This window comes from Pseudomonas taiwanensis (assembly GCF_013393345.1).
GTDB lineage: Bacteria > Pseudomonadota > Gammaproteobacteria > Pseudomonadales > Pseudomonadaceae > Metapseudomonas > Metapseudomonas resinovorans_C.
The window spans coordinates 278,550-301,576 of record NZ_QJRF01000070.1; the positions used below are offsets into that span (position 1 = coordinate 278,550).

Consider the following 23,027-nt stretch of genomic DNA (forward strand, 5'->3'; position numbering starts at 1 on the left):
CATGGCCGCAAGCCGATCAATTGACGTTGAGGCGGCGACTCGTACCGCGCAAGGCGGCGTATACCCAGGGCCATAGCAACGCGCTGACCAGTGCGGGCAGCAGGAAGACCAGGGTCGGGGGACGATTACCGGTGAGGGCATTGAGCCACAGCTGTACCAGCTGGGCCAGACCGAAGACAACGAGCAGCACGAGGCACTGCTGCCACATGGGGAACATGCGCAGGCGTTGGTGCAGGGTCAGCACCAGGAATGTGATCAGGGCGAGGATGAGGGCGTTCTGCCCGAGCAGCGTGCCATACAGCACGTCCTCCGCCAGGCCCAGCAACCAGGCCGTGGTCATGCCCACGCGATGCGGCAGGGCGAGCGTCCAGTAGGTGAGGAAAAGCGCCAGCCAGAGCGGACGGCCGATTTCCATGAAGCTGGGGATAGGGCCGACGCTGAGCACCAGGGCCAGGATCAGGCTGATCCATATGACCCAGCCGTTATTGGAGCGCTGGCCGACCATCAGTGACTCTCCTGGGTGTTCTGCGCGGCTGGCGGTTTATTCGGCACTGCGGGTGCGATAGCGGGCGCGGTAGCCGGAGCGGCCTGAGCGGCAGGCGCTGCGGGAGTGCTGCCAGCAGCCGGGACCTGCGCTGCCGGTACAGCCGGTGCAGCCGGAGCGGTCGTGCCGTCGGGTGCCGGCTGGCCAGCCGCTTCGCGATCGGCCGCTTCCTGGGCCTTGGCCGCAGCGTTGGCGCGCTCTTCGGGGCTGCGTGTATCGGTGAACACCAGCAGCATGTAGCGGCTGCGGTTCAGTGCAGCGGTCGGGACGGCGCGAACGATGGCGAAAGGCTGGCCGGAGTCATGAATGACTTCCTTGACCGTCGCTACCGGGTAGCCAGCCGGGAAGCGCTGGCCAAGACCGGAGCTCACCAGCAGGTCGCCTTCCTTGATATCGGCGGTGTCCGCAACGTGACGCAGTTCGAGCCGCTCGGGGTTGCCGGTGCCGCTGGCGATGGCGCGCAGGCCGTTGCGATTCACCTGCACCGGGATGCTGTGGGTGATATCGGTCAACAGGAGTACGCGAGCGGTATAGGGCATCACCTCGACCACCTGGCCCATCAGGCCACGGGCATCGAGCACCGGCTGACCGAGGAACACGCCGTCCTTCTCGCCCTTGTCGATGAGGATGCGGTGGGTGAAGGGATTGGGGTCTACGCCGATCAGCTCGCCCACCAGGACTTTTTCATCCACGAGGGCGGAGGAGTTGAGCAGCTCGCGCAGCCGCACGTTCTGCTCGGTAAGGGTCGCCAGCTTCTGCAGGCGGCGCTGCATCAACAGGGCTTCGGCCTTGAGCTTCTCGTTCTCGGCAATCAGCGTGCTGCGGCTGGTGAACTGGTCGCTGACGCCATCCCAGGCACGGACCGGCAGATCAGCCAGCCAATAGAAAGGCGTGAGTACCAGCCCCATCTGACCGCGCATGGGCTTGAGAGTGTCGAAACGGGCATCGACCACCATCAGTGCAGCCGAGAGCACGGCGAACACCAGAAGGCGTACGCCGAGCGAAGGTCCCTTGGTGAATAGCGGCTTGATGGCCCGCTCCTATGGCTATGCGCTCTCCAACCTTATTCGGTGGAGAGCAGGTCCATCGCGTGGCGGTCCATCATATCCAGGGCACGGCCGCCACCACGGGCGACGCAGGTCAGCGGGTCTTCGGCGACGATCACCGGCAGGCCGGTTTCCTGGGCAAGCAGCTTGTCCAGATCGCGCAGCAGTGCACCACCACCGGTCAGCACGAGGCCGCGTTCGGCGATGTCGGAGGCGAGTTCCGGCGGGGATTGCTCCAGGGCGCTCTTCACCGCCTGGACGATGGTCGCCAGGGACTCCTGCAGGGCTTCCAGCACTTCATTGGAGTTCAGGGTGAAGCTGCGCGGTACGCCTTCGGCCAGGTTGCGACCACGGACGTCGATCTCGCGGGTCTCACCACCCGGGAAGGCGGTGCCGATTTCCTGCTTGATGCGCTCGGCGGTGGATTCGCCGATCAGGCTGCCGTAGTTGCGGCGCACGTAGGTAACGATGGATTCGTCGAAACGGTCGCCACCAACACGTACGGATTCGGCGTATACCACGCCGTTCAGGGAAATCAGGGCGATCTCGGTGGTACCACCACCGATGTCCACGACCATGGAACCGCGGGCTTCTTCAACCGGCAGGCCAGCGCCGATGGCGGCGGCCATGGGCTCTTCGATCAGGAAGACTTCGCGGGCGCCGGCGCCCAGGGCGGATTCACGGATGGCGCGGCGTTCCACCTGGGTGGATTTGCACGGCACGCAGATCAGGACTCGCGGGCTCGGCTGCAGGAAGCTGTTCTCGTGAACCTTGTTGATGAAGTACTGCAGCATCTTTTCGCAGACGCTGAAGTCGGCGATCACGCCATCCTTCATCGGGCGAATGGCGGAAATGTTGCCAGGAGTACGGCCCAGCATGCGCTTGGCGTCGGTACCTACAGCTACCACGCTCTTCTGGTTGCCATGGTTACGAATGGCGACCACGGAAGGCTCGTTGAGGACGATACCGCGCTCGCGCACGTAAATAAGGGTATTGGCAGTGCCCAGGTCGATCGACAGATCACTGGAAAACATGCCACGCAGTTTCTTGAACATGGGAGAGGGACCCTAGGCAACGCGTGGGTAAAAAAGTGCGGCAAACTCTAACAATGACAGGGATTTTGGGCAAGGCGCCGATATGTTAAATTGCCTGTTTTTCCGGGCCAGCAAGGCCCATCATCGCGGCCTTTGACCGCCCGTTCGCAGCACCGTTCCCCGCTCGATTCCCGCACGGTCGACTGCCCACGCAGGCCGCTTCTAGTTGGAGACCCCCGATGGCGCTTGAACGCTCCGACGTGGAAAAAATCGCCCATCTCGCCCGACTGGGCCTGAACGAGGCCGATATCCCGCGTACCACCGAGACCCTGAACAACATCCTCGGCCTGATTGACGCCATGCAAGCGGTGGATACCGACGGTATCGATCCCATGGCCCACCCCCTCGACGCCACCCAGCGCCTGCGCGCCGACAGCGTCACCGAGGAAAATCGTCGCGACGCCTACCAGGCCATCGCACCGGCCGTCGAAAACGGCCTGTACCTCGTGCCCAAAGTCATCGAATAAGGAAAGGGTTTCCCATGCATCAACTGACCCTCGCCGAGATCGCCCGCGGCCTCGCCGCCAAGGAATTCTCCGCTGAAGAGCTGACCCGCGGCCTGCTCGCGCGCATCCACCAGCTCGATCCGCAATTGAACAGCTTCATCAGCATCACCGACGAACCGGCCATCGAACAGGCCAAGGCAGCCGACGCACGGCGTGCCACCGGTGAGCAAGGCGCCCTGCTCGGTGCGCCGATCGCCCACAAGGACCTGTTCTGCACCGAAGGCGTGCTGACCAGCTGCGCCTCGAAAATCCTCAGCGGTTTCAAGGCCCCCTACGACGCCACCGTGGTCGCGCGCCTCAAGGCCGCCGGCGCGGTCAGCCTCGGCAAGCTGAACATGGACGAGTTCGCCATGGGCTCCTCCAACGAATCCAGCCACTACGGCGCGGTGAAGAACCCCTGGGCGCTGGACCGCGTTCCTGGCGGCTCCTCGGGTGGCTCCGCCGCGGCAGTCGCCGCGCGCCTGGTGCCCGCCGCCACCGGCACCGACACTGGCGGCTCGATCCGCCAGCCGGCAGCCTTCACCAACCTCACCGGCATCAAGCCTACCTACGGCCGGGTTTCCCGCTGGGGCATGATCGCCTACGCCTCCAGCCTCGATCAGGGCGGCCCGCTGGCCCGTACCGCCGAGGACTGCGCGTTGATCCTCGGCGCCATTGCCGGCTTCGATCCCAAGGACTCCACCAGCGTCGACCAACCGGTCGATGACTACCTCGCCGGCCTGAACCAGCCGCTGGCCGGCCTGCGCATCGGCCTGCCGAAAGAGTATTTCGGTGCCGGCCTCGACAGCCGCATCGCCGACGCCGTGATGGCGGTGGTCGAGGAGCTGAAGAAGCTCGGCGCCAGCGTAAAGGAAATCAGCCTGCCGAACATGCAGCACGCCATTCCGGCCTACTACGTGATCGCCCCGGCGGAAGCGTCCTCCAACCTGTCCCGCTTCGACGGCGTGCGCTTCGGCTATCGCTGCGAGAACCCGCAGAACCTGGAAGACCTGTACAAACGCTCCCGCGCCGAAGGTTTCGGCGCCGAAGTGAAGCGTCGCATCATGGTCGGCACCTACGCCCTGTCGGCCGGCTATTACGACGCGTACTACCTGAAGGCACAGAAGATCCGTCGCCTGATCAAGAACGACTTCGTCAGCGCCTTTGGTGAGGTCGACGTGATCCTCGGCCCGACTACGCCGAACCCGGCCTGGAAACTCGGCGAGAAGAGCAATGACCCCGTCGCCCAGTACCTGGAAGACATCTACACCATCACCGCCAACCTGGCGGGCGTGCCGGGGCTCTCCATGCCCGCCGGCTTCATCGATGGCCTGCCGGTCGGCGTGCAGCTGCTGGCGCCCTACTTCCAGGAAAGCCGCCTGCTCAACGTCGCCCACCAGTACCAGCAGGCGACCGATTGGCACAAACGCGCTCCGGCCGGATTCTGAGGACCACTCACATGCAATGGGAAACAGTGATCGGGCTGGAAATCCACGCACAGCTCAGCACCCAATCGAAGATTTTCTCCGGCAGCGCCACGACCTTCGGCGCCGAGCCCAACACCCAGGCCAGCCTGGTTGACCTCGGCATGCCCGGCACCCTTCCGGTGTTGAACGCCGAAGCGGTTCGCATGGCCTGCAAGTTCGGCCTGGCCATCGACGCCGAAATCGCCGGGAAGAACGTCTTCGCCCGCAAGAACTACTTCTATCCGGACCTGCCCAAGGGCTACCAGACCAGCCAGATGGACCTGCCGATCGTCGGCAAGGGCCACCTGGACATTACTCTGGAAGACGGCACCGTCCGGCGCATCGGCATTACCCGCGCACACCTGGAAGAAGACGCCGGCAAGAGCCTGCACGAAGACTTCCACGGCATGAGTGGCATCGACCTGAACCGCGCGGGCACCCCTCTGCTGGAAATCGTTTCCGAGCCGGACATCCGCAGTGCCAAGGAAGCGGTGGCCTATGTCAAGGCCATCCACGCCCTGGTCCGCTACCTCGGCATCTGCGACGGCAACATGGCCGAAGGCTCCCTGCGTTGCGACTGCAACGTCTCGGTTCGCCCGAAAGGCCAGGAAGCCTTCGGCACCCGCGCCGAGATCAAGAACGTCAACTCGTTCCGCTTCATCGAAAAGGCCATCAACCACGAGATCCAGCGTCAGATCGAGCTGATCGAGGATGGTGGCAAGGTGGTACAGGAAACTCGCCTGTACGACCCGAACAAGGACGAAACCCGCTCCATGCGCAGCAAGGAAGAAGCCAACGACTACCGTTACTTCCCCTGCCCCGACCTGCTGCCAGTGGTGATCGAGCAGAGCTTCCTCGACGAGGTGCGCGCCCAGTTGCCGGAGCTGCCGGTGCAGAAGCGCGAACGCTTCGAGAGCCAGTTCGGCCTATCCACCTACGACGCCACGGTGCTCGCTGCCAGCCGCGAATTGGCCGATTACTTCGAGGCCGTCCAATCGGTCTGCGGCGACGCCAAGCTGGCCGCCAACTGGGTGATGGGTGAGCTCTCCAGCCTGCTCAACAAGGACGGCCTGGAGATCGAGCAATCGCCGGTTTCCGCCGAGCACCTGGGCGGCATGATCCTGCGCATCAAGGACAACACCATCTCCGGCAAGATCGCCAAGATGGTCTTCGAAGCCATGGCCGCCGGCGAAGGTTCTGCCGACGAGATCATCGAGAAGAAGGGCCTGAAGCAGGTCACCGACACCGGTGCCATCGATTCCATGCTGGACGAAGTGCTGGCTGCCAACGCCGCCCAGGTCGAGCAGTATCGCGCCAGCGACGAAGCCAAGCGCGGCAAGATGTTCGGCTTCTTCGTCGGTCAGGCGATGAAGGCTTCCAAGGGTAAGGCCAACCCCGGCCAAGTGAACGATTTGCTCAAGAAGAAGCTCGAAGGCTGAAACACCCTTTGAGGACGCCGGGCATGCCCGGCGTTTTCTTGTCCGAGGCATGCACGATGTTTCGATCCCCGTTCTGGGTTCCCACGTTCGCCCTTCTGCTCGCAGGTTGCAGCACCTCCCCCTTTGGTGGCGGTGACAGCACGTCCGGCCACGGCTATCGCGCCGAAGGCAAGGCCTCCTATTACGGCTCCCGCCACCATGGTCGGCGCACGGCAAGTGGAGAGCGCTTCGACCAGCATGCCCTCACGGCCGCCCATCGCACGCTGCCTTTCGGTACCCGGGTGAAAGTGACCAACCTCAATAACGACCGCACGGTGGTGGTTCGCATCAACGATCGCGGCCCGCATATCCGTGGCCGGATCATCGACCTGTCGCGCGAAGCGGCCGAACGGCTGGGTATGCTGCGGGCCGGCGTGGCCCCCGTGCGCGTGGAATCCCTCGACTGACTGGAGAATCACAATGAGCGAAGAACGCAAACCCGGACTGCAAGTGCGCCGCGAAGTCATGGGCGACGCCTTCGTCGACCGCGCCCTGGGCAATGCCACCGAGTTCACCCAGCCGCTGCAGGACTTCGTCAACGAACATGCCTGGGGTGGTGTCTGGAACCGCGAAGGCCTGCCGCGCAAGACCCGCAGCCTGATCACCCTCGCCGCGCTCACCGCGCTGAAGTGCCCGCAAGAGCTGAAGGGCCATGTGCGAGGCGCGCTGAACAATGGCTGCACGGTGGAGGAAATCCGTGAAGCGCTGCTGCACTGCGCCGTCTACGCAGGCGTCCCTGCCGCTATCGATGCCTTCCGCGCCGCGCAGGAAGTCATCGACGGCTACCAGAAGGCCTGACATTTTTCGTAGGGTGAGCCGGGCGGCGTTCCGCTTCAGCCCACCTTGCCCTGCCTTCGCCCAAGCCCACCCTCAATAAACAGCGTGGGCTGAAGCCCACCCTACTGCTCAGATCCAGCCAGCCCACTGCAACAGGAAAAGGCCGATATTGGTGGTCACCACGGCCGCCAGAGTGGTCATCACGATGATGGCCGCCGCCAGCTCATGGTTGGCGTTCACCGCACGAGCCATTACGAAACTTGCCGCCGCGGTCGGGCTGGCGAAGTAGAGGAAGAGGATCGCCAGGTCCGCCTCGCGGAACCCGCACAGCCAGGCGCCGAAGGTCGCCAGGATCGGCAGCCAGACCATTTTCATCAGGCTGGCACTGACGGCGATCTTGCCGCTGGAGCGCAGGGACGCCAGCGAGAGGGTGCCACCGATGCAGATCAGCGCCAGTGGCAGGGTCATCTGCGCGAAGTATTCGCCCGAGGTCATCAGCCATTTCGGCAGCGGCAATTCCCAGTACGCGACCGGAATCGCCACCAGTACGCCGATGATCAGCGGGTTGCTGATGATGCTTCTGGCGAGGCTCAGCGGGTCACTCTTGGCATTCGGACTGTAGATCGCCAGGACGATCGACGAGAGGGTGTTGTAGCTGAGGATCACCACCGCGCCGAGGATACTGCCCACTGACAGGCCGTAGTCGCCGTACATGCTGGTGGCCAGGGCCAGGCCGACAATGCCGTTGTTACCGCGGAAGGCGCCCTGAGTGTAGATGCCGCGATCCTCCACCGGACAGCGCAGGATGGCCCAGCCCCAACCAAGCAAAAAGCAGAGGATCGTCGCTGCGACGAAGTAGGCGAGCAGCGCCGGCTGCAATGCCGTGCGCAGGTCCGCCTGGACGATCCCGAGGAACAGCAGGGTCGGCATCGTGCCCTTGAACACCAGCGACGACGCGGTGTTGATGAAGGAGTCGTCGATCCAGCGCAGGCGCTTGAGGCCAACACCCAGGAACAGCATGGAAAACACCGGCGCGGTGATGCTGAGGGTCTGCTGGACGACGGCGAGCATGGGGCAACCTTGGCGGCGGAAATAGTTAGGCGGCTAAGGATACCAATAGCGGAGGGGAAATTACCTTGTAGGGGCGAATTCATTCGCCAAGGGACACGCAGTGTCCCCAAAGGACCTCAGGGCAAGCCTACGGCCTGCTTAGCGAATGAATTCGCCCCCACAAAGAACAAGCGAATGCGTGCGATCAGCGGCGCACAGGACGCTTCTGCAGTTTGCGCTGCAAGGTCCGGCGGTGCATGCCCAGGGCGCGGGCAGTGGCGGAGATGTTGCCGTCATGCTCGGCCAGCACACGCTGGATGTGCTCCCACTGCAGGCGATCCACCGACATCGGGTTTTCCGGCACCAGGCTGTCCAGGTCGGCGTGCTCCGAGAGCAGCGCCGTCAGCACATCGTCGGCGTCAGCCGGCTTGCACAGGTAGTTGGTGGCACCACGCTTGATGGCTTCCACGGCGGTGGCGATGCTCGAATAGCCGGTAAGAATCACCACGCGCATTTCCGGGTCCAGCTCCAGCAGCTTGGGCAGCAGCACCAGGCCGGAATCCCCGTCCATCTTCAGGTCGAGCACGGCGTAGTCGGGCAGGTCATCCTTGGCCAGCACCAGGCCTTCTTCAGCGGAGCCGGCAACCGAAACGCGCAGGCCGCGACGGGCCATCGCCCGGGCCATCACACGGGTGAAGGTGGCGTCGTCGTCCACCAGCAGCAGATGGGGTTGTTCTTCGCCTTCGATCAGGGGTTCGTCAGTCATCTCGCTTCCTCTTCGTCAAGGCACTCAGGCGACGCCGTAGCTGCGCGGCAGACGCAACTCGGTCAGGGTGCCGCCTTCTTCATGGTTATAAAGTTTAACCGTACCGCCGGCTCGGGTAACGCTGGCCTGGCTCAGGAACAGGCCAAGGCCGAAGCCCTTGCCTTTGGTGGTGAAGAAAGGCCGGCCAATCTGTTCGGCAATTGCCAGGGGGACGCCGGCACCGTGATCACGGATGGTCAGGATCATCCACTGATGATCCCAGTTCACGCGGATGTCGAGCTTTTCCGGGCAGGCATCAGCAGCGTTATTGAGCAGATTCAGCAGCGCTTGGCTCAGGTCCGCTGGCGGCTTCAGCCGGGGCGCCACACCGAGGCCCATGCACTGGTAGCGATAGGTCGCTTCAGGGCGCATCAGGTGCCAGCGATTGAGGGTGACCTCCAGCCATTCGATCACCGACTGCTCCACCACCGCCTGGCGACGATCCGCCTCGGCGGCGCGCACCAGATGCTGCAGGGTGTCCTTGCAGAGCATCACCTGCTCCTGCAGCAGGGCGAGGTCGTCCTGCAGGCCGGGCTTGTCGCCATACTCCTGGCGCAGCTCCTTGAGCAGCACGCTCATGGTCGCCAGCGGGGTGCCGAGCTCATGGGCGGCACCGGCGGCCTGGGTGGCCACGGCCAGCAGTTGCTGGTCGCGCATGCTTTCCTCGCGACGCACCGCCTGCGACTGGTCCTGCCGGCGCAGTTCTTCGGCCATGCGGGCCACGAAGAAGGTGATCAGCGCCGCGGCCAGGGCGAAGCTCAGCCACATGCCATAAATCAGCAGGGATTCCCGCTGGCCGGTGGGCATCTCCAAGGGATGGAACAGCACCAGCAGCAGCGTGTAGGCCGCCAGGGCGAGGCCGGCGAGGGTGAGCGTATAGAGCCAGGGCAGCGTCGCTGCGGCGATGGTCAGCGGCACGAGGTAATAGGAGACGAAGGGGTTGGTGGAGCCCCCGGAGAAATACAGCAGCACGCTGTGGATAACCAGGTCGAAGCCGAGCTGGACCGAGTATTCCAGCTCCGTCACCGGCCAGGGGCCGCGCAGGCGCAATGCCGTGCCGACGCAAAGCACCAGCGAGACGCCGAGGGTCAGGCTCAGGGCGATCCAGGGCAACTGCAGCAGTTGAGCCTTGTAGGCAAGGCCCACCGAACCGGCCTGGGCGGCCAGGACGAGGATGCGGATCAGGGTCAGCCGCAGGAGGTTCTGGCGGCTGGCAGACAGTAGTTGTACGGGTTCTAGCATGGACACTCCCAGGAATCGCCGGAGTATAACCAAGGCACGTGCCGCACCGCCTCTGTGCGGCAACTCGCCGCAGCAGATCCGCGCCGGGGACGTTTAGGGAACTTCTGTGGGGGCGAATTCATTCGCTAAGGGACGCGGAGCGGCCCACACCATCCGGGCAGGCCTGCGACCTGCATAGAGAATGAATTCGCCCCCACACGGCACTTAGCCACCGCCACTCTGGAACATCCGTCCCGATTTCTGGTCAATTTGCGTCGCTGTTAACCCGAATGGCCGTTTACCCTCGTCCAATACGGAGAATCACCGCGCAACCCGCGCGGCAACCTGTCCCACAAGGAGTTGTCATGCCCAAGTTCACTCGCCTCGCCGCCGCCCTCGCCCTTTGCGCCGCCAGCCTCGGCAGCCTCTCGGCCCAGGCCGCTGACGAAGTGCACTACAACCAGGTGGCCGTGCGCGCCGAGGTCAGCCAGGAAGTGGCCCATGACCTGATGCACGTCACCCTCTACAGCGAGTCGCAGAACACCGACCCCGCCAAGCTCGCCGACGAGATCACCCGCTCCCTCAATGCCGCCGTTGAAAAGGCCCGCAAGACCAAGGGCGTAACCGTCAGCCTGGGCAGCCGCAACAGCTACCCGGTGTACGACGAGAAGGGCCAGAAGATCACCGCCTGGCGCGAGCGCGCGGAGCTTCGCCTGGAGAGCGCCGATTTCGCCACGCTGTCCCAACTCAGCGCCGACATGTTGGGTGACCTGAAGATGGCGGGGATGAACTTCAGCATCGCCGAGAAGACCCGCAAGACCCACGAAGACGAGCTGATCAAGCAGGCCGTGGACGCCTTCAAGGCCCGCGCCCAGCTGGCCACCAACGCCCTCGGTGGCAAAGGCTACAAGCTGGTGAACCTGAACCTGAACAGCGCCGGCTTCCAACCGCCGCAACCGATCATGATGCGCGCCATGGCTGCCAAGGGTTACGCCGACGGCGCCGCCGCCCCCGAGATCGAAGCCGGCACCAGCCGCGTCAGCGTCAGCGCTGACGGCACCATCGAAGTGCAAATGCCCTGATCCGGCATCGGGCGCCGCCGTTTTCCGGGGCGGCGCCCTTTCCTCTCCCGCGGCCTGGATTTGCAGAATTGCGACAAGGCCTTACAGCTTTATTCCGCCGACTACACTCTTTCCCGTCCAGCTATTGCGTCGGGCATATGCCCTGCATAGCTTCTCGCAAGGCCCCCACAAAGGGCCCCTCACGATGACAAACAGAATAAATATGAGGTCAACATGCGTAAAAACGCCGTCATCCAGGCACTTGTCGCGGCTGGGCTGATCGCCAGCGCACCTTTCGCCAGCGCTGCAAGCAACCTGGTGTTCTGCTCCGAAGGCAGCCCCGCCGGTTTCGATCCGGGCCAATACACCACCGGCACCGATTTCGACGCCGCCGCTGAAACCGTCTTCAACCGCCTGACCCAGTTCGAGCGTGGCGGCACCGCGGTAATCCCCGGGCTAGCCGAGAAGTGGGACGTATCCCCCGACGGCCTCAACTACACCTTCCACCTGCGCAAGGGCGTGAAGTTCCACACCACCGACTACTTCAAGCCGACCCGCGACTTCAACGCCGACGACGTGCTCTTCACCTTCCAGCGCATGCTCGACAAGGACCATCCGTTCCGCAAGGCGTACCCCACCGAATTCCCCTACTTCACCGACATGGGCATGGACGCCAACATCGCCAAGGTGGAGAAGGTCGACGACAGCACCGTCAAGTTCACCCTCAATGGCGTGGATGCCGCCTTCATCCAGAACCTGGCCATGAGCTTCGCGTCCATCCAGTCCGCCGAATACGCCGACCAGCTGCTCAAGGCTGGCAAGGCCGCCGACATCAACCAGAAGCCCATCGGCACCGGCCCCTTCGTCTTCAGCCGCTACCAGAAAGACGCGCAAATTCGCTTCAAGGGCAACAAGGATTACTGGGTGCCTGGCGACGTGAAGATCGACAACCTGATCTTCGCCATCAACACCGACGCTTCGGTGCGCATGCAGAAGCTCAAGGCCGGCGAATGCCAGGTCACCCTCTTCCCACGTCCGGCCGACCTGGACGCGCTGAAGAAGGACGCCAACCTGAACATGCCGTCGCAGCCGGGCTTCAACCTCGGCTACATCGCCTACAACGTCACCCACAAGCCGTTCGACAAGCTTGAAGTGCGCCAGGCGCTGGACATGGCGGTGAACAAGAAAGCAATCATCGATGCCGTTTACCAGGGCGCCGGTCAGCTCGCCGTGAACGGCATGCCGCCGACCCAGTGGTCCTACGACGAGTCCATCAAGGACGCCGGCTACAACCCGGACAAGGCCAAGGAACTGCTGAAAGCCGCCGGCGTTGCCGAAGGCACCGAGATCACCCTGTGGGCCATGCCGGTTCAGCGTCCGTACAACCCCAATGCCAAGCTGATGGCCGAAATGCTCCAGTCCGACTGGGCCAAGGTGGGCATCAAGGCCAAGATCGTCACCTACGAATGGGGCGAGTACATCAAGCGCGCCAAGGGCGGCGAGCACGACGCCATGCTGATCGGCTGGAGCGGCGACAACGGTGACCCGGACAATTGGCTGGGCACCCTCTACGGCTGCGACGCCGTCGACGGCAACAACTTCTCCAAATGGTGCGATGCCAGCTACGACAAGCTGGTGAAAGCCGCCAAGGCCACCAGCGACGTCGCGAAACGCACCGAGATGTACAAACAGGCCCAGCACATCCTGAAAGACAACGTGCCGATCACCCCGATCGCCCACTCCACTGTCTATCAACCGATGCGCAAGAACGTGCAGGACTTCAAGATCAGCCCGTTCGCGCTCAACTCCTTCTATGGCGTGAGCGTCGGCAAGTAAGCCGGCAAACGGGGCCTTCGGGCCCCGTTTTCTTTACAGTCCATAAGGAAGCCCGATGCGTCGAAGCCTGCTGTCCCTCGCTCTCTGCCTTCCCCTCCATGCAATGGCCAGCCAATCCCTGGTGGTCTGCACCGAAGCCAGCCCCGAAGGCTTCGACATCATCCAGTACACCGCGGCCACCACGGCCGACGCCTCGGCCGAAACCGTTTTCGACCGCCTGGTGCAGTTCGCTCCCGGCACCACCCGGCTGCAACCGGGCCTGGCGGAAAGCTGGACCATCAGCCCCGACGGCCTCACCTACGAATTCGAGTTACGCAAGGGCGTCACCTTCCACAGCACGCCCTGGTTCACCCCCAGCCGCGACTTCAATGCCGACGATGTGCTCTGGAGCTTCCAGCGCCAGCTGGACGCCGCTCATCCCTGGCACAAGCTGTCCCCGCGTGGGTTTCCCTATGCCGAATCCATGGCCTTCGCTCAATTGATCGAGCGGATCGAGAAACTCGGCGAGCACCGCGTCCGCTTTACCCTGAAGCACCCTGAGGCGCCCTTCCTCGCCGACCTCGCCATGGGCTTCACCTCCATCTACTCGGCCGAGTACGCCGACCAGTTGCTCAAGGCCGGCAAGGCGGACCAGCTCAACCGCGAACCGGTGGGCACCGGCCCCTTCGTCTTCGAGCGCTACCGCAAGGACGCGCAGATCCGCTTCCACGCCAACCCGACCTACTGGGCGGGCAAGCCGGCTGTGGACAAGCTGCTGTTCGCCATCACCCCCGATCCCAACGTGCGCGTACAACAGCTCAAGGCCGGCGCCTGCCAGATCGCCGTGTATCCGCGCCCCACCGACATCGCCGCCCTGCGCCAGGAACCTGAGCTGCAGGTTCTTGAGCTGGACTCCTTGCTCACCGCCTACGTCGGCATCAACACCCGCCATCCACCCTTGGATGACGTTCGCGTGCGCCAGGCCATCAACCTCGCCTTCGACACCCGCGCCTATCTGCGGGCGCAGTTCGGCGAAGGCAACGCCAGCCTCTCAGTCGCGCCCTACCCGGCCACCCTGTTGGGCTTCAACGACAAGATCGCGCCCTGGCCCCATGATCCAGAGAAGGCTCGCCAGCTACTGGCCGAAGCCGGCCACAAGGACGGTTTCAAACTGGCCATCTGGACCCGCCCGGGTGGCGGCCCGACCAACCCCAACCCAGGCATTGGTGCGCAGATGCTCCAGGCCGACCTGGCCGCCATCGGCATCAAGGCAGAGATTCGCGTCTTTGAATGGGGCGAACTGATCAAGCGCGCCAAGAATGGTGAACACGATCTGGTGTTCATGGGCTGGGCCGGCGACAACGGCGACCCGGACAACTTCCTTACCCCGAACTTGTCCTGTGCCGCCGCGAAATCCGGCGAGAACCAGGCCGGCTGGTGCAACCAGGACTTCGACCGCCTGATCCGCGAAGCCCGCGCCATCACCGACCCGGCCCGCCGCGCCGAACTCTATCGCCAGGCCCTGGCGATCTTCCACGAACAGGCGCCGTGGATTCCCCTCGCGCATCCCAAGCAATTTGCCGCCGTGCGCAAAGGGGTGGAGGGATTCCAGCTGAACCCGATGGGCTCGAACAATTTCGCGAAGGTGAAACTGGCGAAGTAGGTTGGCGAGACGCCTGTGGGGGCGAATTCATTCGCTAAGCAGACCGCAGGTCTGCCCTTTGGAGTCCGAGCGGGCCTAGACCGCCCTCACCCCAACCCTCTCCCAGAGGGAGAGGGAGCTGTCCGTGCAGGCCCAGGGCTGCTAGCTACGCCTCCACCCCAAACGGATCGTCGATGGAATGGCTCGGCTGGGTAAACCAACGCGGCCCGGACGCCGTCATGTAGAAGTGATCCTCCAAGCGAATGCCGAACTCGCCCGGCACGCAGATCATCGGCTCGTTGGAGAAGCACATGCCCTCGGCCAGCCGCGTCTCGTCGCCACGCACCAGGTAGGGCCCTTCGTGGATGTCCATGCCGATGCCATGACCGGTGCGGTGCGGCAGGCCCGGCAGTTGGTAGTCCGGTCCCAGGCCGCCAGCTTCCAGGCAACGGCGCGCGGCGGCGTCGACCGAGCCGCAGGGTTCGCCAGGACGAGCGGCATCGAAGGCGGCCTGCTGCGCGGCCTTCTCCAGATTCCAGAGCGCACGCTGGCGTTCGCTCGGCACGCCGAACACATAGCTGCGGGTGATATCCGACTGGTAGCCGTGGAGCTGGCAACCGGTGTCGATCAGCACCATGTCGCCGTCCTTGAGTACCTGCGCATGCTTCACGCCGTGCGGGAACGCGCTGGCCTCACCGAACAGCACGATGCAGAAGGTCGACCCCGGCGCGCCCACCTTGCGGTGCGCCTGCTGGATGAACTCGGCCACCTCCGTGGTGCTGATACCCTCGCGCAGGATGCTGGCGGCGGCCTTGTGCACTTCCAGGGTCATGTCCTTGGCACGCTGCATCAGCGCCAGTTCGGTAGCCGACTTGTGGAAGCGGCACGGGTTGATAACGCAGGCCGCATCGACGAAATCGAAGTCCGAGCCGAGACGACGGATGCCGTCGTACATGAAGAAGGCCAGCGACGGGCACAGGCCCACCTTGGCATCGGCGGCGATGCCCATGCCGGCCAGCATCTCCAGCAACAGGCGATAGGGGCTTTCGTGTTCCTGCCAGGTGTGGATAACTCCGTCCACCTCGCGGAAATCGCGGATGGTGCCTTCCTCGAACGCGGGGGCGATGTAGGCCAGCTGGCCATTGGCAGGAAGCACGGCACCGACCATGCGTTCGCTCGGGCTCCACTTCACCCCGGTGAAGTAGCGCAGGTTGCTGCCGGCGTTCAGGTAGATGGCCGCGATGCCCTGGTTACGCATCAGGCCCTGGGCCTTGGCGATGCGCGCGTGGTACTCGTCCAGGCCGATGGGGCCCATGCCCGCAACCATGTTCGACAGTTCGGCCAGCGCCTGTTCCGGAGTCTTGCCACCTACACCCACTGTCATTTCTTTCTCCCGAGTCGAGTTGCAGTGCGCCGAATTTAAGTTCCACTTAAATAGCCGTCAATGCTATTTTTCAGTCACACTTAATTTTCAATAAAGCGACAAGCCTTTTCTACAATGCGCCGCCCGTTATACTGGCGCCCTTCAAACAAGAGCCACACCAATGACCGTAGAACAGATCGGCGAACGGTTGCGCCGCTATCGCCGCGCCGCCAACAAGACGCTGAACCAAGTCGCCGCCGAGTCGGGTCTCACGGCCAGCTTCCTGTCCCAGGCGGAGCGCAACCTCACCGGCGTGTCGATCTCTTCCCTGGCGAACATCGCCAAATCCCTGGGTATTCCGCTCAACGCCCTGTTCGACCAGCCTCTCCAGCACCAGCCCGACTCCCACCAGGGCCAGCGCGTGCGCTACACCATCGGCGGCCAGCCGCTGGCCTACGAGCGCCTGTCCAGCAACTTTCCCGGCAACCTGATCAACGCGGTGAAGATGAGCATGCCGGTGGGCTACCAGTCCGAACTCATTTCCCATGAAGGCGCCGAGTTCGCGTATGTGCTGGCCGGGCAGATCGTCTACACCATCGAAGGCCGCAACTATCCCCTAGGGCCGGGAGACTCGGTGCATTTCGACGCAGCCAAACCGCACTTTCTCGCTAATTCCGGCGAAGAAGTGGCCGAGGTGCTGACCGTCACCACCATGGGTCTTTTCGACGACCACGCCACCCCCTGACCGGTCGGTTTTCGGAAGTAAGCGCCACTGAATTTAAGTTGACCTTAATTTCAGCATCACTTAAGTTCGGCCTCGGCCGGCGGAGGCGCAAGTACTCCTTCTTCCTTCGCCGCCATCGCCCGCCCGGGAACACCGATCTACGGCCCCGGCTCGCGAATGACGGGCAACCTGCGGCCCACGAAGTCGCAGGGTCAGGTGCAAAAGACACCGCAGGCTTCAACACCTGATATGCCGCCCTCAGAAAAACAACAACGAGGTTCGCATGCGTCAGAAAACCGCGCTCAAGTCCATGATTGCCGCTGGTCTCATCCTCGGCTCAGGCTTCACCCACGCCGCCAGCAACCTGGTCTTCTGCTCCGAGGGCAGCCCCGCCGGCTTCGACCCGGGCCAGTACACCACCGGCACCGACTTCGACGCAGCCTCGGAAACAATCTTCAACCGCCTTGCCCAGTTCCAGCGTGGCAGCACCAAGGTCGAGCCGACCCTGGCCAGCAACTGGGACATCAGCGAAGACGGCAAACGCTACGTGTTCCACCTGCGCCCGGGCGTGAAGTTCCACACCACCGACTACTTCAAGCCGACTCGCGAGTTCAACGCCGACGACGTGGTGTTCACCTTCCAGCGCATGCTGGACAAGAACCACCCCTTCCGTAAGGCGTACCCCACCGAATTCCCCTACTTCACCGACATGGGCCTGGACAAGAACATCGCCAAGGTGGAGATGGTCGACGACATGACCGTGGCCTTCACCCTGAACGAGGTGGATGCCGCCTTCATCCAGAACCTGGCGATGAACTTCGCCGCGATCCAGTCCGCCGAATACGCCGACCAGTTGCTCAAGGCCGGCAAGGCCGCCGACATCAACCAGAAGCCCATCGGCACCGGTCCCTTCGTGCTCAAGCGCTACCAGAAGGACGCGCAGATCCGCTTCACCGGCAACAAGGACTACTGGAAGCCCGAAGACGTGAAGATCGACAACCTGATCTTCGCCATCAACACCGACGCCTCGGTGCGTACCCAGAAGCTCAAGGCCGGTGAATGCCAGGTCACCCTCAACCCGCGCCCCGCCGATATCGAGGCCCTGAAGAAGGACCCGAACCTGCTGGTGCCGAGCGAGCCGGGCTTCAACCTCGGCTACATCGCCTACAACGTCACCCGCGCCCCCTTCGACAAGCTCGAAGTGCGCCAGGCGCTGGACATGGCGGTGAACAAGAAAGCCATCATCGACGCCGTCTACCAGGGCGCCGGTCAGCTCGCCGTGAACGGCATGCCGCCGACCCAGTGGTCCTACGACGAGACCATCAAGGATCGCGACTTCAACCCGGAAAAGGCCAAGGAACTGCTGAAAGCCGCCGGCGTGAAGGAAGGCACCGAAATCACCCTCTGGGCCATGCCGGTTCAGCGTCCGTACAACCCGAACGCCAAACTGATGGCCGAAATGCTCCAGGCCGACTGGGCCAAGGTGGGCATCAAGGCCCGCATCGTCAGCTACGAATGGGGCGAATACATCAAGCGCGCCCACGCCGGCGAGCACGACGCCATGCTGATCGGCTGGACCGGCGACAACGGTGACCCGGACAACTGGCTCGGCACCCTCTACGGCTGCGACTCGGTGGACGGCAACAACTTCTCCAAATGGTGCGACACCGGCTACGACAAGCTGGTGAAAGCCGCCAAGGCCACCGCCGACGTGGAGAAACGCACCGAGCTGTACAAACAGGCCCAGCACGTCCTGCAACAACAGGTACCGATCACCCCCATCGCGCACTCCACGGTCTATCAACCGATGCGCGCCAGCGTGAAGGACTTCCTGATCAGCCCCTTCGGACGCAACAGTTTCTATGGCGTCTCCAACGGACGCTGAGTGATCGAGGCCGGGAAACCGGCCTTCTTCGCATCCTTCGAGCCGGCACCAGACCGGCCGAGGCGTTTCTTCACCTGCCACAAGAAAAAGCAAGGCACCGTCTCCCGAGCCTTCGGACCGGCGCCTTTACCTATGCGGCCTAAACTGCAGGGAATGGTCAGCACGCTGACCAGCATTACAAAGATGAGGAGTGATTCGCCCAAATGCTGAGTTTCATTGCACGCCGACTGGGGCTTCTGATCCCCACCTTCTTCGGCGTCACCTTGCTCACCTTCGCCCTGATCCGCCTGATTCCCGGCGACCCGGTGGAAGTGATGATGGGTGAACGTCGGGTCGACCCGGAAATGCACGCCCAGGCCATGGAACGCCTCGGCCTCAATAAACCGCTGCCGGAACAGTACCTGGACTACATCGGCAAGCTGGCACAGGGCGACCTGGGCGAATCGCTGCGTACCCGCGAAGGCGTCTGGAACGAGTTCCTCACCCTGTTCCCCGCCACCCTGGAACTGGCCATCGCCGCGCTGATCTTCTCCGGCACCCTCGGGGTACTGGCGGGCGTGATCGCCGCCTTGAAGCGAGGCTCATTGTTCGACCACGGCGTGATGGGCATCTCCCTGGCGGGCTACTCCATGCCGATCTTCTGGTGGGGCCTGCTGCTGATCATGTTCTTCTCCGTGTGGCTGGGCTGGACGCCGGTGTCAGGGCGGATCGACCTGCTCTACGACATCGAGCCGAAAACCGGCTTCATGCTCATCGACACGCTGTATTCCGAAGAGGAAGGCGCCTTCATCGATGCCCTGCGCCACCTGATCCTGCCGGCCATCGTGCTGGGCACCATCCCACTGGCGGTGATCGCCCGCATGACCCGTTCGGCGATGCTCGAAGTGCTGCGCGAAGACTACGTGCGTACCGCTCGCGCCAAAGGTCTGTCGCCGGCCCGCGTGGTCTTCGTCCACGGCCTGCGCAACGCGCTGATCCCGGTGCTCACCGTGTTCGGCCTGCAGGTAGGCACCCTGCTGGCCGGCGCGGTGCTGACCGAAACCATCTTCTCCTGGCCAGGCATCGGTAAGTGGCTGATCGAAGCCATCGGTGCCCGCGACTACCCGGTGGTGCAGAACGGCATCCTGCTGATCGCCTGCCTCGTGATCGTGGTGAACTTCGTCGTGGACATCCTCTACGGCCTGGTGAACCCACGTATCCGCCACCAACGCTAAGGAGACCTGACGTGACCACAATGCAACCCCAGGTCGACCCGAGCGTCCTCTACCCGTCGCCGCTCAAAGAATTCTGGAAGGCCTTCGCCCACAACAAGGGTGCTGTCGGCGGCCTCGCCTTCATGATCCTGATCGTCTTCTGCGCCCTGTTCGCGCCCTGGGTCGCCCCCCATGACCCGAGCGAGCAGTTCCGCGACTTCCTGCTGACGCCTCCGGTGTGGCTGGAAGGCGGCCAGGCGCAGTTCCTGCTCGGCACCGACGAACTCGGCCGCGACGTGCTCTCGCGTCTGATCCACGGCGCCCGCCTGTCCCTGCTGATCGGCTTGACTTCGGTGGTGATGTCGCTGATCCCCGGCATCCTCCTTGGCCTGGTGGCGGGTTTCTTCCCGCGACTGCTGGGCCCATCGATCATGCGCCTGATGGACATCATGCTGGCCCTGCCGTCGCTGCTGCTGGCTGTGGCCATCGTCGCCATCCTCGGCCCAGGCCTGATCAACACCGTGATCGCCATCGCCATCGTCTCCCTGCCCTCCTACGTGCGCCTGACCCGCGCCTCGGTGATGGGCGAGCTGAACCGCGACTACGTCACCGCCTCGCGCCTGGCCGGCGCCGGCCTGATGCGCCTGATGTTCGTCACCGTGCTGCCCAACTGCATGGCGCCGCTGATCGTCCAGGCCACCCTGAGCTTCTCCTCGGCCATCCTCGACGCCGCCGCCCTGGGCTTCCTTGGCCTCGGCGTGCAGCCGCCCACCCCCGAGTGGGGCACCATGCTGGCCTCCGCGCGCGACTACATCGAACGCGCCTGGTGGGTGGTTTCGCTGCCCGGCCTGACCATCCTGCTCAGCGTGCTGGCGATCAACCTGATGGGCGACGGCCTGCGCGATGCGCTGGACCCGAAACTCAAGAATGCAGTCTGAGGAGCCCGCCATGAATCTCTCTATTCCGCGTCAGCTCCTTGTAGGAGCCAGCTTGCTGGCGAACCTGCGGCCCCCCTTCGCGAGCAAGCTCGCTCCTACAACGCCGCGTGCCAGCGTTGCGAATTGCCCGGAGACCGCCGTATGAGCCTCCTTGAAATCAAGAACCTCAGCGTGCGCTTCGGCGACGCCAACGCCGTCCCGGTGGTGGACGGCCTCGACATCTCAGTGAACAAGGGCGAGGTGCTGGCCATCGTTGGCGAGTCCGGCTCCGGCAAGTCGGTGACCATGATGGCGCTGATGGGCCTGATCGACGCCCCCGGCCGCATCACCGCCGACAGCCTACGCTTCGACGGCCACGACATGCTCAAGCTCAAGGGCAAGCAGCGTCGGCACATCGTTGGCAAGGACCTGGCGATGGTCTTCCAGGACCCGATGACCGCCCTCAACCCCAGCTACACCGTGGGTTTCCAGATCGAAGAAGTGCTGCGCCAACACCTGGGCCTGAAGGGCAAGGCCGCTCGCCAGCGCGCCCTGGAACTGCTGGAACGGGTGGAAATACCCGGTGCCGCCAGCCGTCTCGATGCCTATCCGCACCAGTTGTCTGGGGGCATGAGCCAGCGCGTGGCCATCGCCATGGCCATTGCCGCCGAGCCCAAGCTACTGATCGCCGACGAACCCACGACCGCCCTGGACGTGACCATCCAGGCGCAGATCATGGACCTGCTGCTGGACTTGCAGCGCGACCAGGGCATGGCCCTGGTGCTGATCACCCATGACCTGGCCGTGGTGGCCGAAACCGCCGACCGCGTCTGTGTCATGTACGCCGGCCAGGCCGTGGAAATCGGCGAAGTGCCGCGCCTGTTCGACCAGCCCACCCATCCCTATACCGAAGCCCTGCTCAAGGCGATTCCCGAGCACAGCCTGGGCGCTCACCGCCTGTCGACCCTGCCCGGCATCGTCCCCGGCCGCTATGACCGTCCCCACGGCTGCCTGCTGTCGCCGCGCTGCCCTTATGGCCAGTCCAACTGCGTGGCCCAGCGCCCGACCCTGGACCCGCACGCCCATGGCGCCGTGCGCTGCTTCTACCCCCTTAACCTGATCGAGGTGGCGCGATGAGTGCCGTATTGACCGCCCGAGACCTGCACCGCCACTACGAAGTCTCCCGTGGCCTGTTCAAGCCCCATGCCCTGGTGCGCGCCCTCAACGGGGTGTCCTTCGAACTCGAGGCCGGCCGCACGCTGGCCGTGGTCGGCGAGTCGGGCTGCGGCAAATCCACCCTGGCCCGCGCCCTGACCCTGATCGAGGTACCTTCTTCCGGCTCACTGCAGATCGCTGGCCACGAAGTGACGGGGGCCAGCAAGGACGAACGCAAGCAGCTGCGCCGTGATGTGCAGATGGTCTTCCAGAACCCCTACGCCTCGCTCAACCCGAGGCAGAAGATCGGCGACCAGTTGGCCGAACCGCTGGTCATCAACACCGGCCTGTCCCGCGTCGAACGCCGCGAGCAGGTACAGGCGATGATGCAGCAGGTGGGCCTGCGCCCCGAGCACTACCAGCGCTACCCACACATGTTCTCCGGTGGCCAGCGCCAGCGCATCGCCCTGGCCCGCGCCATGATGCTCAATCCCAAGGTGCTGGTGGCGGACGAGCCCACCTCAGCACTGGACGTGTCGATCCAGGCCCAGGTGCTCAACCTCTTCATGGACCTGCAGGAGCGCTACAACACAGGCTACGTGTTCATCTCCCACAACCTCGCGGTGGTGCGCCACGTCGCCAACGACGTGCTGGTGATGTACCTCGGCCGCCCGGCGGAAATGGGCCCCAGCGAACTGATCTACGAGCGTCCGCTGCACCCTTACACCAAGGCCCTGCTCTCGGCCACTCCGGCGATCCATCCGGACCCGAGCAAGCCGAAGATCAAGATCACCGGCGAACTACCCAACCCGCTCAACCCGCCATCCGGCTGCGCCTTCCACAAGCGCTGCCCCTACGCCACCGAGCGCTGCAAGGTGGAAGTGCCGGAGCTGCGCCTGCTCGACGCCCGCCAGGTGGCCTGCCACAACGTGGAAACCATCAACGTTTGAAGGCCGCACAGCGGCCCCGTAGGTTGGCGCAGAGCGGAGCGAAGCCCAACAAGGCGCACGAAGCGTGCCCGGGAACGTTGGGCTTCGTCGAGCTCAGACCAACCTACAGTACAGTTCACGCAGCATCGCCAAGGGCCGCGAAGCGGCCCCGTAGGTTGGCGCAGAGCGAAGCGAAGCCCAACAAGGCGCGCAAAGCGTGCCCAGGAGCGTTGGGCTTCGTCGAACTCAGCCCAACCTACAGATCCCGCAGCACTGCCAAGGGCCGCGACACGACCCCGTAGGTTGGCGCAGAGCGAAGCGAAGCCCAACAAGGCGCGCGAAGCGTGCCCGGGAACGTTGGGCTTCGTCGAACTCAG

21 protein-coding genes are annotated in these 23,027 nt (G+C 64.0%); 14 read left to right on the plus strand and 7 right to left on the minus strand.

The window, feature by feature from the left end:
• Nucleotides 1-16 precede the first annotated feature (16 nt).
• Genes mreD through mreB form a run of 3 tightly spaced genes read right to left on the minus strand, consistent with a single transcriptional unit; the run spans nt 17 to nt 2,645 of the window.
• Nucleotides 17-505: a rod shape-determining protein MreD gene (gene mreD, locus DM872_RS24200; protein WP_077525027.1), complete on the minus strand. Its 489-nt coding sequence runs from the start codon at nt 503-505 to the stop codon at nt 17-19.
• On the minus strand, nt 505-1,575 hold the full coding sequence (mreC, locus tag DM872_RS24205) for a rod shape-determining protein MreC (RefSeq protein ID WP_179061825.1): 1,071 nt from the start codon (nt 1,573-1,575) through the stop codon (nt 505-507). The genes mreD and mreC overlap by 1 nt, the downstream gene beginning before the upstream one ends.
• Before the next feature lie 32 nt (nt 1,576-1,607).
• Nucleotides 1,608-2,645, minus strand: coding sequence for a rod shape-determining protein MreB (gene mreB / locus DM872_RS24210; protein ID WP_077525029.1), 1,038 nt, complete (start codon nt 2,643-2,645; stop codon nt 1,608-1,610).
• A 218-nt stretch (nt 2,646-2,863) separates the two neighbouring features.
• Between mreB and gatC the strand changes: the two genes are divergently transcribed.
• The 5 genes from gatC to DM872_RS24235 are packed head-to-tail and all read left to right on the plus strand — an operon-like array spanning nt 2,864 to nt 6,911.
• Nucleotides 2,864-3,151, plus strand: a complete 288-nt coding sequence (gatC, locus tag DM872_RS24215; protein ID WP_077525030.1) for an Asp-tRNA(Asn)/Glu-tRNA(Gln) amidotransferase subunit GatC — start codon at nt 2,864-2,866, stop codon at nt 3,149-3,151.
• Between the two features lie 14 nt (nt 3,152-3,165).
• Nucleotides 3,166-4,617, plus strand: a complete 1,452-nt coding sequence (gene gatA / locus DM872_RS24220) for an Asp-tRNA(Asn)/Glu-tRNA(Gln) amidotransferase subunit GatA (protein ID WP_179061797.1) — start codon at nt 3,166-3,168, stop codon at nt 4,615-4,617.
• A gap of 11 nt (nt 4,618-4,628) precedes the next feature.
• Complete coding sequence (gene gatB / locus DM872_RS24225; protein ID WP_179061798.1) at nt 4,629-6,074, plus strand: Asp-tRNA(Asn)/Glu-tRNA(Gln) amidotransferase subunit GatB; 1,446 nt, start codon at nt 4,629-4,631, stop codon at nt 6,072-6,074.
• Between the two features lie 56 nt (nt 6,075-6,130).
• Nucleotides 6,131-6,520, plus strand: a complete 390-nt coding sequence (locus tag DM872_RS24230; RefSeq protein ID WP_179061799.1) for a septal ring lytic transglycosylase RlpA family protein — start codon at nt 6,131-6,133, stop codon at nt 6,518-6,520.
• A gap of 13 nt (nt 6,521-6,533) precedes the next feature.
• Nucleotides 6,534-6,911, plus strand: a complete 378-nt coding sequence (locus DM872_RS24235; RefSeq protein ID WP_179061800.1) for a carboxymuconolactone decarboxylase family protein — start codon at nt 6,534-6,536, stop codon at nt 6,909-6,911.
• 108 nt (nt 6,912-7,019) lie between these two features.
• On the opposite strand, the gene DM872_RS24240 is transcribed toward DM872_RS24235, so the two are convergent.
• The 3 genes from DM872_RS24240 to DM872_RS24250 form a co-directional block, all read right to left on the minus strand.
• Nucleotides 7,020-7,961, minus strand: a complete 942-nt coding sequence (locus DM872_RS24240; RefSeq protein WP_179061801.1) for an AEC family transporter — start codon at nt 7,959-7,961, stop codon at nt 7,020-7,022.
• 184 nt (nt 7,962-8,145) lie between these two features.
• The gene (locus DM872_RS24245; RefSeq protein WP_179061802.1) at nt 8,146-8,706 is read right to left on the minus strand and encodes a response regulator transcription factor; all 561 of its coding nucleotides are present in this window, start codon (nt 8,704-8,706) and stop codon (nt 8,146-8,148) included.
• A gap of 24 nt (nt 8,707-8,730) precedes the next feature.
• Entirely contained in the window at nt 8,731-9,987 is a 1,257-nt protein-coding gene (locus DM872_RS24250) for an ATP-binding protein (protein WP_179061803.1), read from the minus strand.
• Between the two features lie 344 nt (nt 9,988-10,331).
• On the opposite strand from DM872_RS24250, the gene DM872_RS24255 reads away from it, so the two are divergent.
• The 3 genes from DM872_RS24255 (at nt 10,332) to DM872_RS24265 (ending at nt 14,505) form a co-directional block, all read left to right on the plus strand.
• Entirely contained in the window at nt 10,332-11,048 is a 717-nt protein-coding gene (locus DM872_RS24255) for an SIMPL domain-containing protein (RefSeq protein WP_179061804.1), read from the plus strand.
• Nucleotides 11,049-11,261: 213 nt separating this feature from the next.
• Nucleotides 11,262-12,863 (plus strand): ABC transporter substrate-binding protein, encoded by a 1,602-nt coding sequence (locus tag DM872_RS24260; RefSeq protein WP_179061805.1) that lies wholly within the window; start codon nt 11,262-11,264, stop codon nt 12,861-12,863.
• 55 nt (nt 12,864-12,918) lie between these two features.
• Nucleotides 12,919-14,505: an ABC transporter substrate-binding protein gene (locus tag DM872_RS24265; RefSeq protein WP_179061806.1), complete on the plus strand. Its 1,587-nt coding sequence runs from the start codon at nt 12,919-12,921 to the stop codon at nt 14,503-14,505.
• Nucleotides 14,506-14,650: 145 nt separating this feature from the next.
• On the opposite strand, the gene DM872_RS24270 is transcribed toward DM872_RS24265, so the two are convergent.
• On the minus strand, nt 14,651-15,868 hold the full coding sequence (locus DM872_RS24270; protein WP_179061807.1) for a M24 family metallopeptidase: 1,218 nt from the start codon (nt 15,866-15,868) through the stop codon (nt 14,651-14,653).
• A 160-nt stretch (nt 15,869-16,028) separates the two neighbouring features.
• Here DM872_RS24270 and DM872_RS24275 point away from each other — a divergent pair, with 160 nt between their 5' ends.
• From DM872_RS24275 to DM872_RS24300, 6 genes are all read left to right on the plus strand, one after another.
• Complete coding sequence (locus DM872_RS24275) at nt 16,029-16,592, plus strand: helix-turn-helix domain-containing protein (protein ID WP_179061808.1); 564 nt, start codon at nt 16,029-16,031, stop codon at nt 16,590-16,592.
• A gap of 289 nt (nt 16,593-16,881) precedes the next feature.
• A complete protein-coding gene (locus DM872_RS24280; protein WP_373273740.1) occupies nt 16,882-18,456 on the plus strand; it encodes an ABC transporter substrate-binding protein in 1,575 nt (524 codons plus the stop codon).
• A gap of 203 nt (nt 18,457-18,659) precedes the next feature.
• Nucleotides 18,660-19,670, plus strand: coding sequence for an ABC transporter permease subunit (locus DM872_RS24285; RefSeq protein WP_179061810.1), 1,011 nt, complete (start codon nt 18,660-18,662; stop codon nt 19,668-19,670).
• Nucleotides 19,671-19,690: 20 nt separating this feature from the next.
• Nucleotides 19,691-20,587, plus strand: coding sequence for an ABC transporter permease subunit (locus DM872_RS24290; RefSeq protein ID WP_179061826.1), 897 nt, complete (start codon nt 19,691-19,693; stop codon nt 20,585-20,587).
• A 141-nt stretch (nt 20,588-20,728) separates the two neighbouring features.
• A complete protein-coding gene (locus DM872_RS24295; protein ID WP_179061811.1) occupies nt 20,729-21,703 on the plus strand; it encodes an ABC transporter ATP-binding protein in 975 nt (324 codons plus the stop codon).
• On the plus strand, nt 21,700-22,671 hold the full coding sequence (locus tag DM872_RS24300; RefSeq protein WP_179061812.1) for a peptide ABC transporter ATP-binding protein: 972 nt from the start codon (nt 21,700-21,702) through the stop codon (nt 22,669-22,671). Before DM872_RS24295 ends, DM872_RS24300 begins: the two co-directional genes overlap by 4 nt.
• Nucleotides 22,672-23,027 lie beyond the last annotated feature (356 nt).